Source organism: Sphingopyxis sp. sgz302558 (genome assembly GCF_057220455.1).
This window is the reverse complement of the sequence record NZ_JBXPUZ010000001.1, coordinates 249826-265393: the sequence shown is the minus strand read 5'-3', so window position 1 is coordinate 265393 and position 15568 is coordinate 249826. Positions and strand designations below refer to the sequence as shown.

The window sequence follows — 15568 nt, the reverse complement described above, 5'->3', positions numbered from 1 at the left end:
AGCTATGCCCTCTGCCCCCAACTACTTGAATTTCGAGGAAGACAATGGCCAATACGCCGCAGGCAAAGAAGCGCATCCGCCGCAACACCGCGCGCACCGCCGTCAACAAGAACCGCGTTTCGCGCATCCGCACGCTGGTGAAGAAGGTTGAGAACGCGCTGGTCGCTGGCGACAAGGCGGCCGCCACCGAAGCTTTGAAGGTTGCTCAGCCCGAACTGGCGCGCGGCGTTGCCAAGGGCGTCGTGCACAAGAACACGGCCTCGCGCAAATATGCCAGGCTGACGAAGGCAATCGCCGCGCTCGGCTGATTATACTGACCGTTTTCGGAACACAAAGGCCCGCTGGTTCAACCGAACCGGCGGGCTTTTTCGCGTCACAAAATTGCGCGGCAAAAAGTCATCAAGCCGTCATCAATACGCAATCAAGGATTCCCGCCGATTCGCGGGCAAGCAATGCCGAATTGACAGCGAACTATATGATTTAATTCATAAATTTGAAGTGAAACTGCTTTTCCAAGCACTTGTCCGAGTCAAGTTATTTATTTCGGATTTTTTACATTTGTTGCCCTTGAACGACTCGCCTTGCCGAGCCTAGACAAAGGTGTCGCACGCGAATCCGCGTCGCGGTCGTCACGACAGGGTGCTCTTCAAATCGGCAGACCTCGGTTCTGCCGGCTGGGTGTTTTTTGCCCACGACAAGGGCAGGGTGACGACCAGCAGACGGGACGGGCGGCAGGGTTGAGGGGCATGAATAGGCGCGCCGGATGTGCGCGAACGCAAGGGAAAGACGAAGCGGACGTGGCACAAGGCGGGGGTACATTGGCACGAGCGGACGGCGCTCAGGATATTGGGTCGCTCTGGCTCCTAGTCGCCGAGGGGCTACGCCGCGATTTGGGTGTGCGCACCTTTGACCATTGGCTGAAGCCAGTGGCGTTCGTTGATTATTGCCCGGTCAGCGGCGTCGTAACCTTGTCAGCTCCGACCAGTTTTGCAGCCAATTGGGTAGCCGAACGCTTTGCTGATCGGCTGCTGCTGGCCTGGCGCCAGATACTTCCCACGGTGCGTAGCATCGTCGTGCGCGCGGGGCGCCCGGCGGGCGCGCCCCCACTTGCCGCGCTGCCCGCAGTGCGTTTTGACCCGCCAGTGCCATTGCCGAGCGAGCATATTGCCCAGTTCGACGCGCGGCTGTGCTTTGACCGCTTTGTAATTGCGCGCAGCAATGTCCTTGCCGCCAACGCCGCACGGCGCATGGCCGCCGAAGAAACGCCGCTGTTTAATCCGCTCTATCTCCATTCGGGGACCGGACAGGGTAAGACGCATTTGCTGCATGCGATCGGCCAGGCCTTTGCCGCCGTCCGCCCAAACGCGACGATCATTCTAATGTCGGCGGAAAAATTCATGCGCGAATTTGTCGCCGCGATGCGCGGCGGCGACATGATGGAGTTTAAGGCGCGGCTCCGCGCGGCCGACCTGTTGCTGATCGACGATTTGCAGTTCGTCATCGGCAAGGGATCAACGCAGGAAGAATTGCTCCACACTTTTGACGACTTGCTCACTTCGGGCAAGCGGCTGGTGGTCACCGCCGACCGGCCGCCCGCGATGCTCGACGGGGTGGAGGCGCGGCTGTTGTCGCGGCTGGGCGGGGGCTTGGTTGCCGATATCGAAGCGCCCGAAGCGACGCTGCGCGAGGCGATTGTGCGCCAGCGACTGGCGGCGGTGCCCGGGGTCGACGTCCCCGATGCGGTGGTCGATTATCTGGTGCGCCATTTCACGCGCAATATCCGCGAACTGGAAGGCGCGCTCAACAAGCTGCTGGCCTATGCCTCGCTCACCAATATAGCCATCACCCTGCCAATGGCCGAGGAACGGCTGGCCGAATCGGTGCGCAGCGCGCGCCCGCGCATTACCATCGAGGAAATCCAGCGCAGCGTGTGCGCGCATTTCAAGCTCGACAAATCGGACATGGTATCAAAACGCCGCCTGCGCGCCGTCGCCCGTCCGCGCCAGATTGCCATGTATCTGGCCAAAGAGATGACGCCGCGCAGCTACCCTGAAATTGGTCGCCGCTTTGGCGGGCGCGACCATTCGACCGTCATTCACGCGGTGCGGGTTATCGAAAGCCTGCGGGTCACCGACAGCGAGATCGATGCCGATATCGCCGCGATCCGGCGGGCGCTGAACGCGTAATTTGATCCACAAACGTGGTGCCGTGCGTTCCAGCGCAGCTGGAACAATAATCAACGCGCGCTTGGTGCCACCGTTATCCGGACCTTCTCGCCCGAATTGCCGGGAAAGCCGGTGAACATTGCCGCGACCAGATTGGGAACAATCTGGGTCAGATTATTGTCGCGCGACTGCGCCTCGGCCCGACCTTCAAACAGACGCGTGCCATCGGCGGCGCGGTCAATTTTGAGGTCGAGCCCGGTGGTATAGACGGTGTAACTTTCAACCCGGTCATAACCGCCGAAACCGCCGAACAGAAACGGGTCGTGCCAACCATAGACATAGCTGCGCCCGTGGCGCCCGCGCACGATGACCGGGCGGTAATAGCCGCGGCCATAGCCGAAATAGCTGCCATACCAGGGGTCATAGAAACCGGGCGTGCTACGCACCCGTTCACGCCCCTGATCAATCTCATAGGACATGGACACCGTCAGTTCGGGTGCCTCGCCGGGCGCTGCCGGCCGATACCCCAGCCGGGTCAGTTCGCCCGCTACGATCGCGGCATATTGGCCGAATTCGATCCCGCCAGCCAGTTCTGGATCGCCCGCGACAATGCCAAAAGTCTGACCTTGCGGTGCGGGCAATGCCGCCTGAAAACGCGCCACGTCGGCGCGGAAACCGGGCGCAGCGCAGCCGCCGAGCGTCAGCGCGGCGGTGGCAAGCACAATACCCAAAGGGCGGGTCAGACGGACAGCCATGGTCATCCTTTCGAATCGGACGCGCGCTATGGTCGCGCGCCGGACCCTATATTGTGCACAAGGTGGCTGAATTCCAGTTGAACCACCCGCCCGTGCCTTAGCGACACAGCCCCAGCGCGGCATAGGCGCGGTCCAGCGTCGGCTTTGCCAGCGCTGCGGCACGTTCGGCACCAGCCACCAACGCCGCGTCGATCGTGGCATGATCATCCTTCAGCGCTACGAATCGGTCGCGGATCGGGCGCAGTGTTTCGACCAGCAGTTCGCCCAGCGCGGGCTTGAACGCGCCGAAGCCCTGCCCTGCAAAGCGGGCGCACACGGCGTCCACGCTTTCATCGGACAATGCCGCGAAAATGCCAACCAGATTGGCGGCTTCGGGCCGCCCCTCCAGCCCCTTGGCTTCGGACGGCAGCGCGTCCGCGTCGCTCTTGGCCTTGCGGATTTTTTGCATCACCGTGTCGGCGTCGTCGGTCAGATTGATACGGCTCAGATCGCTGGGGTCCGATTTCGACATTTTGGCAGACCCGTCGCGCAGGCTCATGATGCGGGCGGCGGCGGGCGGGATGATCGGCTCGGGCAGGGTGAAGGTGTCGGTGCCGGTGTCGAGGTTGAACTTGGTCGCAATGTCGCGCGCCAGTTCCAGATGCTGCTTCTGGTCCTCGCCCACCGGCACATGGCTTGCCTGATACAGCAACACGTCGGCGGCCTGCAGCACCGGATAGCTGAACAGCCCGACGCTGGCACCTTCGCGGTTTTTGCCCGATTTTTCCTTGAACTGCGTCATGCGGTTCAGCCAGCCGATACGCGCGGTGCAAAACAGCAGCCAGGCCAGTTCGGCATGCGACGGCACGCGCGCCTGATTGAACAAGATGGCGCGCTTGGGATCGATGCCGCACGCGATCAGCGCTGCCGCCATCTCGCGCGTATTGGCGGTCAGCTCGGCGGGATCATTGTGCACGGTAATCGCGTGCAGATCGGCCAGGAAATAGAGCGTATCGCCCGCAAATTCATCCTGCATGCGCACCCAGTTGCGGATCGCGCCCAGATAGTTGCCCAAATGTAGATTGCCTGTGGGCTGGATGCCCGAAACGACACGCATGGTTCAGATTTCCTGTGCTGTGCTGGCAGCATCTTTGGGCCGACGCCGCATCATGGCCAACAGATCCTTGTCGATTGCCCCAATGGCATAGGCCACGCCAAAGAATACCGCCATCCCCGCGCCCGTGAGCAGCGCAAGCGACCAGATGCGATCAAAGGTTCCGCCAGTGTAATAGGGCGCAAGCGGCGCCATCAATATCCACAGCACGGCCGACATCGCCCCTGCGGCGAAGAGTTGCCGGGCAATCCGTGCACCCAGTTTGGCAGTAAAGCGGTACCAGCCGCGCCGGTGCAGCACGGTATAGAGCAGAAGGCAGTTCAGTGTTGCCGATGCGGCGGTCGCGCCCGCCAGACCGACGATGCCAAAGCGCTCGACGACATACAGGTTGAGCCCCACATTGAAGATGAGCGAAATCAGCGCGGTCCACACCGGGGTGCGCGTATCCTCGCGCGCGAAAAACCCGGGGTTCAAAACTTTGACGATAACATAGGCGGGCAGACCCGCGACCAGCGCTACCACAATCTGCGCCATCAGCGCGCCGTCCGCCGACGTAAATTTGCCGCCTACGAAGAAAGCAGCGGTAAAGGCGGGGGCGCAGATCGCCAGCGCCGCTGCGGCAGGCAATGTCAGCAGCGTTGCAATTTCCATGGCATTGCCCTGCAGCCGCTGCGCCTCGCCATGATCGTCGCCATGGATGTGCCGGGCGAGCATGGGCAGGATTGCAGTGCCAAGGGCGATACCAACAATGCCAAGAGGCATCTGGTTCAGCCGGTCCGCCAGCTTGAGCAAAGTGAGCGAGCCTTGCGGCAGCGAGGTTGCAAAGAAAGTATCGACCAGCTGGCTGATCTGGTAGATGCCGGCACCGAAGGTGGCTGGCAGGATCAGCGTGCCCAGCCGTCGCACCTCGGGTGTCAGGCGTGGCCGGCGAATGTGCAGCCGCAGTCCGGCGCGTCGCACCGCCCACCACAAATACACGAGCTGGACGACGCCCGACAGAGACACGGCAGCGCTTAAGGATTCGGCGACGATGCGATCGTCACCGCCAGGGCCGCGCAAATACCATCCCAGCACAATTCCGCCGATCAGTGTCAGGTTGAACAGCACCGGTGCAAAGGCGCCCGGCGCGAATCGCGACCGGGCATTGAGCAAGCCCGACAGCATTGCGACGACGCTGATAAAGGCCAGATAGGGAAAAGTGACTTGGCTGAGGAAGACGGCAAGCTCGAACTTGCCTTCGATTTTGGCATATTCGCTGGCCAGCGCCCACACGATCCAGGGCATGGCCAGCATCGCGATGCCGGTAAAGCCCAGCAGCACCCAGATGAACACCGACAGCACATCATCGGCAAAGCGTGCCGCTGCGGCCTCGCCGTCGGGACCAGCGAGCTGGCGGCTGTACATGGGCACAAAGGCAACCGAGAAAGCGCCTTCGGCAAAAAGCCGTCGGAAGGTGTTGGGCAGGGTAAAGGCCAGCTGGAACGCGTCGGCCGCCAGTCCCGCTCCCAGCACCCGCGCCAGCAACATGTCGCGGACGAATCCGAAAATGCGGCTCAGCATTGTCAGCGCGCCAATGGTGCCGACATTCTTGACGAGGCTGCTCATGCCGGGTTTGCCGCTGGCAAGCTTGTTGCCGAAATCAGGCCTCGCCCGCCGGCGCTGCGGCGATGCCGGCTTCCGCCTGCATCTGCGCGGCTTGCTGCAGGAACAGGCCATGGAAATCGATGGGCTCGAGCAGCAACGGGGCGAAGCCGCCGTCGCGCACGGCATCGGCAATCACGCGGCGCGCGAAGGGGAAAAGGATGCGGGGCGCTTCGGCCAGGAAAAAGGGCTGCAGCTGCTCGGCAGGCACATTGCGCACGCCAAACAGGCCGGCATAGGTAAGGTCGACCACAAACAAGGTGCCGTCATCGCTCGCCGAACTGACGTCGATCTTGAGAATGACTTCATGAACATTTTCACCCGCAGGCTGCGCACCAATGTTGAACTGGACGTCGACATTGGGTGTGGCCTGCCACTGGTAAACGCCGGGCGCGTTTGGATTCTCGAACGACAGGTCCTTCACATATTGCGAGATCAGGCCGATTGCCGGGCTGTTGTCTTCGCCGTTGGGCAGGGTCGGGGTGGTTTCGTCGGCCATGATGTTGATGAACCTTTTTTGACAATGTGGGTTGGCGGGGCGGAGCCGGAATTGGGCCATTCCCCTTGGCTGGCGCGGCGCTTAGCAGTGGTATTTGTGCAGCACAATGCCGCGCGCGGCGATTTCCGATGCGCATGGGAACCGACGCGATTTGAAACTATTGTTGCTATAGCCTATGTAAGGGTGGAAGACCCTCTCCCGCAGCTTCAGGATTTTTGCCCCGTGACCATGATTTCGATTGTCCTTCTGGCGATGGTTGCCGCCTTCCTTGGCCTGCGCCTCTATTCGGTGCTTGGTAAACGCACAGGGCACGAACAAGAACCGGTCCTCCCCCGCGCCGAGGATCGGGCCGGATCGGGTTCCGCACGCATGCCCGATCTGGGTGAGGCGACGCCGGCCACCGACGCGCACCAGATTGCGCACGGAACTGTCTATGACCCGGTCGCCGAGGCAGGGGTAAAAGCGTTGCTGGCGGCGGACCGCAGCTTTGACGCAGGCCGGTTTATCAGTGGCGCAGAAGCGGCTTACCGCATGATTTTAGAGGCATTCTGGGCAGGCGACCGCGATACGCTCAAGGATCTATGCGACAGCGATACCTATGCCGCCTTTGACTTGGCCATTGCGGCGCGCGAGGAACGCGGCGAAACGCTCGACAACCGGCTGGTCCGGATTGATAGCGCACGCATCGCCGCTGCCGACGTGAACCGCGGCGTCGCACGCGTCACCGTGGCCTACGCTGCCGATATCGTTGCCGTAACGCGGGGCAAGGATGGTGCGGTTGTCGCTGGGTCGATGTCCGATGCGGTCGAGACGCACGACCGCTGGACTTTTGTGCGCGATATTTCGAGCAACGACCCCAACTGGAAGCTCGACGAAACCGAATCGGCGTGATGCGCCGGGCAGGTCGCCCGACCGTCTGGCATCGTGCGGCCTTGGCCAGCACCTCGTTGCTGCTGGTCAGTTGCAATGTTGTTCCAAAGGGTGCCCCGGCCGCGCCGAGCAGCGAAGCCGTCGCGCAGCCGGTGCCCGCCATCCCCAACAAGGCGCTGTCTGCACCTGCGCCGCCCGTTGATGCGGCGACGGCCTTGGCCGCAGGCGTCGTAGCCGGACCGGCCGTTGCCGAACTCGGCCTGACCCCTGCCAACGCCCGTGTGGCGCTTGGCGCGTTCCGAATATCCTGTCCCGCGGTTCAGCGCCGAACCGATGTCAGCGGGCTGACGCAACCGGGCGACTGGGGCGCGGCGTGCGAGGCTGCATCGGGCTGGCGCGACGATGATGCCAGCGGATTTTTCACGACGCATTTTGCTGCGGTGCAGGTGGGCGATGGCAAGGCCTTTGCTACCGGCTATTATGAGCCCGAAATTCTGGCCTCGCGCACCCGCCAGCCGGGCTATACGGTTCCAGTTTATCGCCGCCCTGACGATTTGGTCGAGGTCGAATTGGGCGATTTTGCCAAGGATCTGGCGGGGCGCAAATTGCGCGGGCGGATCGATGGCGCACGGCTGCTGCGCTATTATGACCGCGCGGCGATTGACGCAGGCGCGCTGGCAGGGCGCGGGCTGGAAATCGCCTGGGCCGCCGACGCGGGCGAATTTTTCTTCCTGCAAATCCAGGGATCCGGCCGCTTGCGCCTGCCCGATGGGCAAGTGATTCGCATCGGCTATGACACCCAGAACGGGCATGATTATGTCGGTATCGGGCGGCTGCTTCGCGATCGTGGAGCGCTCCAGCCCGGGCAGGCGAGCATGCAGGGCATCCTCGATTATCTGCGCGCCGACCCGGTGCGCGGAGCAGCGGTGATGCGAGAAAACCCCAGCTGGGTGTTTTTCCGCGAACTCACCGGGCCAGGACCGCTGGGCGCGCTGGGTCTGCCGGTGACGCCGCGCGCCACGGTCGCGACTGACCCCAAATTTGTCCCGCTGGGCGCGCCGATTTTCTTGTCGATGGATCGCGCCGAGCCGAACGGGCTGTGGATCGCCCAAGACACGGGCGGCGCGATCAAGGGCGCAAACCGCGTTGATACTTTCTGGGGTGCCGGCGCCGATGCGCGGGCCATCGCCGGCGGCATGGCCGCTCGCGGCACAGCATTGCTGTTGCTGCCCAAGGTCAGCGTGGCGCGGCTGACAGAAACGCCATAATGGCGAGGCGGCTAGCCCCGGAGGAAAGTGCATTGTGGCAGCGCTTGGCCGCAACGGTGGCGCCGATTGCCAAACGGTCAGCCAAAGTCCCGCAATCGCCAGCGGCCCCACCCACACCAAAACCGGCCGCAAAGGCGCCCAAAGGCCGCGTCCCGCCGCCCTTGCCCCTTCCCGCGACAGCGCCTGCTCGCCGTGCAACCTTTGCCCGCGCCAGCCTTGACGGGACGTGGGACCGAAGGCTGCGCAAGGGCTTGGTGCGCCCCGATTTGACCATCGATCTGCACGGCCACAGCCTCGTCTCGGCGCATGCAATGCTTGAAGACAGTCTGGCGCGGGCGGTGCAGCGCGGCGCGCGCGTGCTGCTCGTTGTCGCGGGGCGGGTGCGGCCCGGGCCGCACCATCCACCGTTTCACGGCGAATCGCGCCCGCGGGGGGCGATTCGCGCGGCCCTGCCCGATTGGCTCGCGGCCAGCGCGCACGCCGACGCCATCCTTGCCACGCGCCCGGCGGCACAGGCGCATGGCGGNTTTCGCCCCCCCCCCCGCGGCCCTGCCCGATTGGCTCGCGGCCAGCGCGCACGCCGACGCCATCCTTGCCACGCGCCCGGCGGCACAGGCGCATGGCGGCGGCGGGGCCGTGTATGTCGTGCTACGCCGCGCGTTCGAAAGCTGATTGCACAATGCGCCGGTAAATTGCGGCCAGGCGGTCGATGTCGGCAATCTCGGCTGCCTCATCCAGCTTGTGCATGGTCGCGTTGCGCAGCCCGAATTCGACCACCGGGCACAGCTTGTGCAAGAAACGCGCGTCCGACGTACCGCCAGTGGTCGACAGTTCGGGCGTAACGCCGGTTTCGGCGGCAATAGCCGCGCTGACCAAGGCTGACAGGTCGCCCGGCGGGGTCAGAAAAGCCTCGCCCGAAATCCTGCCCAGTACCTTCGCATTTGGGGCATGCTTGTGCGCGATTGCCTCCATCAGCGCCACCAGTGCTTCGCCTCGCTGTTGGTCGTTAAACCGGATCGAAAGGCGCGCGCGGGCGTGCGCGGGGATGACATTGGTGGCGTGATTGCCGACCTCGATATCGGTGACCTCGATGTTCGACGGCTGGAACCAGTTGTTGCCGTCGTCCAGATGGATGGCGTCGATCTCCGCCAGTATCGCCACCAGCTTGGGGATGGGATTGTCGGCGAGATGGGGGTAGGCGACATGGCCCTGCACGCCGGGGACGTCGATCCAGATGTTAACTGACCCGCGCCGCCCGATTTTCACCATATCGCCCAGTCGGTTGACGCTAGTGGGCTCCCCCACGATGATCATGTCGGGGCGGATGCCGCGTGCGTCCATATGGTCCATCAACGCGCGCGTGCCGAAAATGGCGGGGCCTTCCTCATCGCCGGTGATGATCAGGCTGATCGTGCCGGCATCGACCGGGATATCGGCAACGGCGGCAACAAAGGCCGCAATGCTGCCTTTCATGTCAACCGCGCCGCGCCCGTAAAGCAAGTCGCCGCGGATCTCTGGGACAAAGGCATCGCTGGTCCAACCAACGCCCGGAGGCACAACATCCAAATGGCCAGCAAAGCCGAAATGCGGCGTGCCGGGCGCGCCGCGCCGCACGGCGAGCAGATTTTCAACCGGCCCGTCGGGCTCCATACCGTCGACAAAGCGCTCGACCGTGAAGCCCAGCGGTGTGAGCGCCGCCTCGAGCACGTCGAATACCGCGCCAGTGGCAGGGGTAACGCTGGGTGCTGCGATCAGGGCTTGGGCAAGGGAGAGGGGGTCGCGTTGCATGAATACCCCTTAGCCGTTCGTGCCGAGCGAAGTCGAGACACCCATCGGCGAAGCGCTGTGTCGATGATTATCTCGACTTCGCTCGAGGCGAGCGGCAAGGATAAGTCAGGAGATAAGTCATGCCCAAACTCGACCTCGCCACCATCCCGCAAACCAATGTCACGGGCTATCCCGCGCCGTTCGACCAACCTGTGCAAGGTCGCTGGTACCGCCGCCTCGCGCCGCCGACCGGCCTGACCCAGTTCGCCGCCAGCCATGTCACGCTGAAACCCGGCGCTTGGTCGTCACAGCGCCACTGGCACGCAGGCGAGGACGAAATGGTCATCGTGCTCGCCGGCGAGGCGGTGCTGGTCGAGGATGATGGGCGCACGGTCATGCGCGCGGGCGACATCGCCGTGTGGCCCAAGGGCAGCACCAACGGCCATCACCTGATCAACGAATCGGACACCGACTGCGTGCTGGTCGCGCTGGGTGGGGGCAAGCAATATGACAGCGGCGGCGGCTATTCGGACATCGACATGCTGTTTACGCCCGATGGCTATACCCACAAGGACGGGACGCCCTATCCGACGACCCGCATTCCGTGACGGGAGCCGACTGGGCCGGATTTGCGCTGGCCATCTTGCTGATCGAACTAACGCCGGGGCCGAACATGGCGTGGCTGGCAGCACTGGCGCTCGGCCAGGGCCGCCGCGCCGGGCTGATGGCCTGTGCCGGGATTGCGCTGGGGCTGCTGGTCAATGCGCTGGTGGCAGGGTTTGGCGTTGCGGCCTTCATCATTGCCAACCCCGGTTGGTGGCAGGTGCTGCGCTGGGGCGGCGTGCTGTTCATGCTGTGGCTGGCGTGGGAGGCGTGGCGCGAGGCAGACGCGCCCGTTTCGACGAACACGCCAACCAAGGACGCGGGAACGCAGCGCCATTTCTTGTCGGGGTTGGTGGTCAATCTGCTCAACCCCAAAGCGCTGATCTTTTTCGCGGTGCTCATCCCGCAATTTATGGGATCAGCTAAGCCCGCTACCGCGCTGGTCGTGGCGGTGTCACTGCTCAGCGTGACCATCGCCACGCTGGTGCATGTCGCCATCGTGCTGGGTGGCAGCGGTGTATCGCGCTGGCTGGCGGACAGCGGGCGCAGCCGCCCGGTGCGGCGCGGACTGGCACTGTCGCTGGTGGGCGTGGCCATATGGTTTGCCGTCGGGGCAGCGCCGCCGGCCTGAATTGCGTCAGCGTTCGAACCGGTCGATGACCCAAGTCTCGTCGGCCGCCGCTGCCACCCATTCCACCATGTGCGGATGGGCCATAACGGCGGCGCAATAGGTCGCGGCATCCGCGGACAGGGGGATGCTATAGGTCAGCAGCCGCGTGACCACCGGCGCAAACATCATGTCGGCCGCGCTCCACGCGCCGAACAGAAAATCGCCGCCCGCCCCGAAGCGGGAGCGCGCGTCGGCCCACAGCGCGGTGATACGCGCGACATCGCCAGCCACTTCGGGCAACAGCGGCTGCGGCGCGTAGGTGCGGCGCAAATTCATGCTGTGGTTGCTGCGCAACGGTACGAAGCCCGCGTGCATTTCGGCGGACATCGACCGCGCCAAGGCACGCGCGGCCATATCGTCGGGCCAGAAGCCGCACGCACCGCCCGTCTTTTCGTCAAGATAGTCGATGATCGCCAGGCTTTCCCAAACCGCGATATCGCCGTCCCACAGAATCGGAACTTTGCCGTTGGATGCGGCAAATTCGGCTGCTTGGCGCCGTTCCGCCCAATCGTCGTCATACAGTGGGACGACAATTTCCTCGAACGCTAGGGCGCTGTGTTTGACCGCCAGCCAGCCGCGCAGGCTCCAGCTCGAATAGGCCTTATTGCCAACATAGATTTTCATGATTCAACCGCCTCCAGCACTGCCGTGCGCAGTTCTGCGATGCCCAGCCCCTTGTCGCTGCTGGTGACAATCACATCGGGGTGCGCGGCGGGGTGCTGCCTCGCTTCAGCCAGTGTTTCGGCATGGACCGCTTCCAGCTCGCTGGCCTTGATCTTGTCGGCCTTGGTCAGGACGATGCGGTAACTGACTGCCGCTTCGTCGAGCATCGCCAGCACGTCGCGGTCGACATCCTTGATGCCGTGGCGGCTGTCGATCAGCACGAGTGTGCGTTTAAGCACCGCGCGCCCGCGCAGATAATCGTTGATTAGGAAGCGCCATTTTTTGACAACATCCTTGGGCGCCTTGGCAAAACCATAGCCAGGCATGTCGACCAGTCGGAAGATGAGCGGCGCACCCACGTCAAAGAAGTTCAATTCCTGTGTCCGCCCCGGCGTAACCGACGTGCGCGCGAGCCCACCCCGATTGGTCAGCGCGTTTATCAGCGATGATTTGCCCACGTTGGACCGGCCCGCAAAAGCCACCTCGGGTACCACCGCTTCGGGCAGATGCAGCAGCGCCGGAGCCGATTTCAAAAAGGCAATCGGCCCGGCAAAGGCCTTGCGCGCGCGTTCGGCGCGCTCGGCGGCGAGGCTTTCTTCCTCGCTCACTTCGTTGGCGCGGCCTTCAGCGCCGGGAATTGCCGGTACATCCACTGCTGCTGGGCAATCGACAGGATATTGTTGGTGATCCAGTAAAGCAGCAGACCGGCCGCGAAGGGCGCCATCAGGAACATCATCATCCACGGCATGATCGCAAACACCTGTTGCTGCACCGGGTCGGTCGGCGTCGGGTTCAGGCGGAATTGCAACCACATGGTGATGCCCAGGACGATGGCCAGCACGCCGACGCCCAGGATCGCGGGCGGGGTGAAATCGAGCAGACCAAATAGATTAAGCACATGCGCCGGGTCGGGCGCCGACAAATCTTTGATCCACAGCGCAAAGGGCTGGTGCCGCATTTCGATGGTCAGCATCAGCACCTTGTACAGCGCATAGAAGATGGGGATTTGCAGCAGGATCGGCAGACAGCCCGCCAGCGGATTGATCTTCTCGGTCTTATAGAGCTTCATCAGCTCCTGCTGCATGCGCGGTTTGTCATCCTTATATTTGTCCTGCAGCTCTTTCATCTTGGGCTGGACAACGCGCATCTGCGCCATCGAATGGAACTGCTTCTGTGCGATGGGGAACATCAGCAAGCGAATGATCAGCGTCAGGATCATGATCGCGACGCCGAAATTCAGCACCGATTTGAACAGCCAGTCGAGCAGGTAGAAAATCGGCTTGGCGATGATTCCAAACCAGCCCCAGTCGATGGCATAATCCAGCCGCGTAATGCCCAGCCGCTCTGTATAGTCGTCGAGCACGCTAACTTCTTTTGCACCGGCAAAGATCTGACTGGACTGCACGGCAGCCCGGCCTGCCGGAACTGTCACCGCTTCGCGCGCGAAATTGGTCTGGTACAGCTGGCCTGCGCCCACCTTCATCTCGGCCGTTATTTTTTCCTTCTGGCCCGGGATAACGGCGGCAAGCCAATATTTGTCGGTAAAGCCAATCCAGCCACCGGTGCTGACAAAGCGTGTGGCGTTGCCGGCCGCTTCGTCCAGATCCTTATAGTCCCAATCATAGTTGGTCGCGCCGCCCAATTGGCCGATCGGGCCATTGTGGATGGTCCAGCTGTCGATGTCCTCATGGTGGGTCGGCTTGCCGCGGCGGTTGATGAAAGCATAGCTCGCCACCACCACCGGCGTCGCGGCGGCGTTGCTCACCGTCTGCTTCGCGGTAATCAGATAATTGGCGTCGATGGCATATTCGATGCGAAACGTCTGGCCGCTGGGGTTGGTCCAGCTGAGCGTTACGGGCGTCGTGGGGGTCAGCTTGGTCCCGTTCGCCGCCCACACGGTATTGGCATCGGGCACGGCTATGCCCTGTGCGGTCCAACCGACGCTTGCAAAATAGGCTTGCGGTGTACCGCCCGGCGCGAACAGGCGAACAGGCGGCGCATTTTTGTCAACCGTCTGCCGGTAATTGGTCAGCGTGATGTCGTCGATGCGCGCTCCGATCAAGCTGATCGAACCCATCAGCTTGGGCGTTGCGATGGGAATGCGTGGCCCGTCTTTCAGCGCGGCGGACAGGCTGCGGTTGGCCTGAACGGCCGGGTTTGCCGGCGCTGGGGCAGGCGCCGTCACGCCAGACGCGGGCGCGGCGAGTTCACCGGGTGCAGAAGCGGGAGCAGCGGGCTTGGTTGCGCCAGCCTGCTGCTTGCTCACCGGCGGCGCGGGGAAAAAACGTTCGGCGATGAAATTCCAGCCGATCAAGATCAGCACCGACAGCAAAATGGCGGTGATCAGGTTACGCTTGTCGTCCACGCGGATGGCTCTTTCTTCGTCTCAAATTTCGGGGAACGGATGCCGTCACGGCACCGGGTCGTGGCCATGGCCGCCCCAAGGGTGGCAGCGCAATAGCCGCTTTATCGCCAACCAGCCACCCTTCATCGCACCATAGCGCGACAGCGCGGTGATGGCATAGGCGCTGCAAGACGGGCTGTAGCGGCAAGTCGGGGGCAGAATACGCGATGGCCCGATTTGCCAGCCGCGCGCGATCAGGATCAGCGCTTTTGCAATCATGCCAACTTCTTCGCGGCGCGCGCCAGCGCGCTGTCCAATTGCGCGGCGAGTTCGGCAAAACCAACATCATTGCCGCCGTGCCGCCCGATGAACACATGGTCGGCCCCGGCGATACCGCGCTGCGGCAAAGCGGCACGGGCGAGCGCACGCAGCCGCCGCTTCATGCGGTTGCGCGTCACAGCGTTGCCGACTTTCTTGCTGACGGTAAAGCCCATGCCCAGCGCACTGTCCGCGTCGCCGCGCGGGCGGACAAGCAGGACAAAGCCGGGGGTGGGAAAACGCTGACCGCGATTCGCCGCCAGAAATTCACTGCGCGCGGTCATCTGGCGCAGCACCGCGCCATCGCCCGACGTGGCGGTCAGGCCGACAGCTTCTTGCGGCCACGCGCGCGGCGGGCAGCGAGCACCTTGCGGCCGCCGACGGTTGCCTTGCGGGCGCGGAAGCCGTGGCGCCGTTTGCGCACGAGGCGGCTGGGTTGATAGGTGCGCTTCATCGAGCTGTCCTCAAAATCCATCCGGGTCCGAATCGGACCGCCAAAATCAACGAAAAAGGGCCGCAACACGCGTGCGGCCGCCGGTGGAGGGTGCCGTTAGGCACATGCGCCGCGAAAGTCAATCACCATCCGCGCCTTGGTGGCCCACCGAGCGCAGCTTTTCTGCCGCGCGGCGGCGCAGCGCACTCGGGCGGCGCATCAGCCGGTCGGACCAAGCCGCATAGCGCGGGTGGCGCCGCTTGAACCGGCCATAGATGCGCTTCGCCCAGGTGCTGTTCTGCAGCGTCAGCGCCATACCGATGGGGAACAGGATGATCCCGCCCGGGCCGGGCAGCAGCCCGATGATCGGCGTCAGGATCAGCAGCAGGCAGCCGAGCAGGAACAGTGCAAAGCGCACCCATGCGTTCTGGCGAATGCGTTGATAGAGCGAGCGGCGGGCCATGTCGGCTCAAGTGGGG

18 protein-coding genes and 1 pseudogene are annotated in these 15568 nt (G+C 63.5%); 7 read left to right on the top strand and 12 right to left on the bottom strand.

What is annotated here, in order from left to right; translation table 11 throughout:
- Nucleotides 1–44 precede the first annotated feature (44 nt).
- Together rpsT and dnaA are read left to right on the top strand one after the other, a co-directional pair.
- Nucleotides 45–308 (top strand): 30S ribosomal protein S20, encoded by a 264-nt coding sequence (rpsT, locus tag AC2TC0_RS01325; RefSeq protein ID WP_484715688.1) that lies wholly within the window; start codon nucleotides 45–47, stop codon nucleotides 306–308.
- Nucleotides 309–818: 510 nt separating this feature from the next.
- On the top strand, nucleotides 819–2186 hold the full coding sequence (gene dnaA, locus AC2TC0_RS01320) for a chromosomal replication initiator protein DnaA (RefSeq protein WP_484715687.1): 1368 nt from the start codon (nucleotides 819–821) through the stop codon (nucleotides 2184–2186).
- A gap of 50 nt (nucleotides 2187–2236) precedes the next feature.
- On the opposite strand, the gene AC2TC0_RS01315 is transcribed toward dnaA, so the two are convergent.
- From AC2TC0_RS01315 to secB, 4 genes are all read right to left on the bottom strand, one after another.
- Nucleotides 2237–2920 (bottom strand): DUF4136 domain-containing protein, encoded by a 684-nt coding sequence (locus AC2TC0_RS01315; protein ID WP_484715686.1) that lies wholly within the window; start codon nucleotides 2918–2920, stop codon nucleotides 2237–2239.
- A 97-nt stretch (nucleotides 2921–3017) separates the two neighbouring features.
- Nucleotides 3018–4016, bottom strand: a complete 999-nt coding sequence (gene trpS, locus AC2TC0_RS01310) for a tryptophan--tRNA ligase (RefSeq protein WP_484715685.1) — start codon at nucleotides 4014–4016, stop codon at nucleotides 3018–3020.
- A gap of 3 nt (nucleotides 4017–4019) precedes the next feature.
- Complete coding sequence (murJ, locus tag AC2TC0_RS01305; RefSeq protein ID WP_484715684.1) at nucleotides 4020–5618, bottom strand: murein biosynthesis integral membrane protein MurJ; 1599 nt, start codon at nucleotides 5616–5618, stop codon at nucleotides 4020–4022.
- Nucleotides 5619–5652: 34 nt separating this feature from the next.
- Entirely contained in the window at nucleotides 5653–6153 is a 501-nt protein-coding gene (gene secB / locus AC2TC0_RS01300) for a protein-export chaperone SecB (RefSeq protein ID WP_484715683.1), read from the bottom strand.
- A gap of 228 nt (nucleotides 6154–6381) precedes the next feature.
- Between secB and AC2TC0_RS01295 the strand changes: the two genes are divergently transcribed.
- The 3 genes and pseudogenes from AC2TC0_RS01295 to AC2TC0_RS01285 form a co-directional block, all read left to right on the top strand.
- A complete protein-coding gene (locus AC2TC0_RS01295) occupies nucleotides 6382–7044 on the top strand; it encodes a Tim44/TimA family putative adaptor protein (RefSeq protein ID WP_484716451.1) in 663 nt (220 codons plus the stop codon).
- Nucleotides 7044–8291 carry a murein transglycosylase A gene (gene mltA / locus AC2TC0_RS01290; protein ID WP_484716450.1) on the top strand — a complete coding sequence of 416 codons (1248 nt, stop codon included), beginning with the start codon at nucleotides 7044–7046 and terminating at the stop codon, nucleotides 8289–8291. Before AC2TC0_RS01295 ends, mltA begins: the two co-directional genes overlap by 1 nt.
- Nucleotides 8291–8758 (top strand): annotated as a pseudogene (locus tag AC2TC0_RS01285) (Smr/MutS family protein); the annotation flags it as partial. The gene mltA and the pseudogene AC2TC0_RS01285, both read left to right, overlap by 1 nt.
- A 181-nt stretch (nucleotides 8759–8939) precedes the next feature.
- On the opposite strand, the gene dapE reads toward AC2TC0_RS01285, so the two are convergent.
- Nucleotides 8940–10079 (bottom strand): succinyl-diaminopimelate desuccinylase, encoded by a 1140-nt coding sequence (dapE, locus tag AC2TC0_RS01280; protein ID WP_484715682.1) that lies wholly within the window; start codon nucleotides 10077–10079, stop codon nucleotides 8940–8942.
- 119 nt (nucleotides 10080–10198) lie between these two features.
- Between dapE and AC2TC0_RS01275 the strand changes: the two genes are divergently transcribed.
- Entirely contained in the window at nucleotides 10199–10666 is a 468-nt protein-coding gene (locus AC2TC0_RS01275) for a cupin domain-containing protein (protein ID WP_484715681.1), read from the top strand.
- Nucleotides 10663–11292: a LysE family translocator gene (locus AC2TC0_RS01270; RefSeq protein ID WP_484715680.1), complete on the top strand. Its 630-nt coding sequence runs from the start codon at nucleotides 10663–10665 to the stop codon at nucleotides 11290–11292. The genes AC2TC0_RS01275 and AC2TC0_RS01270 overlap by 4 nt, the downstream gene beginning before the upstream one ends.
- A 6-nt stretch (nucleotides 11293–11298) precedes the next feature.
- Here AC2TC0_RS01270 and AC2TC0_RS01265 read toward each other — a convergent pair whose 3' ends face one another.
- The 7 genes from AC2TC0_RS01265 to AC2TC0_RS01235 all read right to left on the bottom strand — a co-directional run bounded on the left by AC2TC0_RS01265 (nucleotide 11299) and on the right by AC2TC0_RS01235 (nucleotide 15552).
- Nucleotides 11299–11955, bottom strand: a complete 657-nt coding sequence (locus tag AC2TC0_RS01265) for a glutathione S-transferase family protein (protein WP_484715679.1) — start codon at nucleotides 11953–11955, stop codon at nucleotides 11299–11301.
- A complete protein-coding gene (gene yihA, locus AC2TC0_RS01260) occupies nucleotides 11952–12602 on the bottom strand; it encodes a ribosome biogenesis GTP-binding protein YihA/YsxC (protein WP_484716449.1) in 651 nt (216 codons plus the stop codon). The genes AC2TC0_RS01265 and yihA overlap by 4 nt, the downstream gene beginning before the upstream one ends.
- On the bottom strand, nucleotides 12599–14359 hold the full coding sequence (gene yidC, locus AC2TC0_RS01255; protein WP_484715678.1) for a membrane protein insertase YidC: 1761 nt from the start codon (nucleotides 14357–14359) through the stop codon (nucleotides 12599–12601). Before yidC ends, yihA begins: the two co-directional genes overlap by 4 nt.
- A 45-nt stretch (nucleotides 14360–14404) precedes the next feature.
- On the bottom strand, nucleotides 14405–14617 hold the full coding sequence (gene yidD, locus AC2TC0_RS01250) for a membrane protein insertion efficiency factor YidD (protein ID WP_484715677.1): 213 nt from the start codon (nucleotides 14615–14617) through the stop codon (nucleotides 14405–14407).
- Entirely contained in the window at nucleotides 14614–14940 is a 327-nt protein-coding gene (gene rnpA / locus AC2TC0_RS01245; RefSeq protein ID WP_484715676.1) for a ribonuclease P protein component, read from the bottom strand. Before rnpA ends, yidD begins: the two co-directional genes overlap by 4 nt.
- Nucleotides 14941–14975: 35 nt before the next feature.
- The gene (rpmH, locus tag AC2TC0_RS01240) at nucleotides 14976–15110 is read right to left on the bottom strand and encodes a 50S ribosomal protein L34 (protein ID WP_003046693.1); all 135 of its coding nucleotides are present in this window, start codon (nucleotides 15108–15110) and stop codon (nucleotides 14976–14978) included.
- A 118-nt stretch (nucleotides 15111–15228) separates the two neighbouring features.
- Entirely contained in the window at nucleotides 15229–15552 is a 324-nt protein-coding gene (locus AC2TC0_RS01235) for a hypothetical protein (RefSeq protein WP_484715675.1), read from the bottom strand.
- Between the last annotated feature and the right edge of the window lie 16 nt (nucleotides 15553–15568).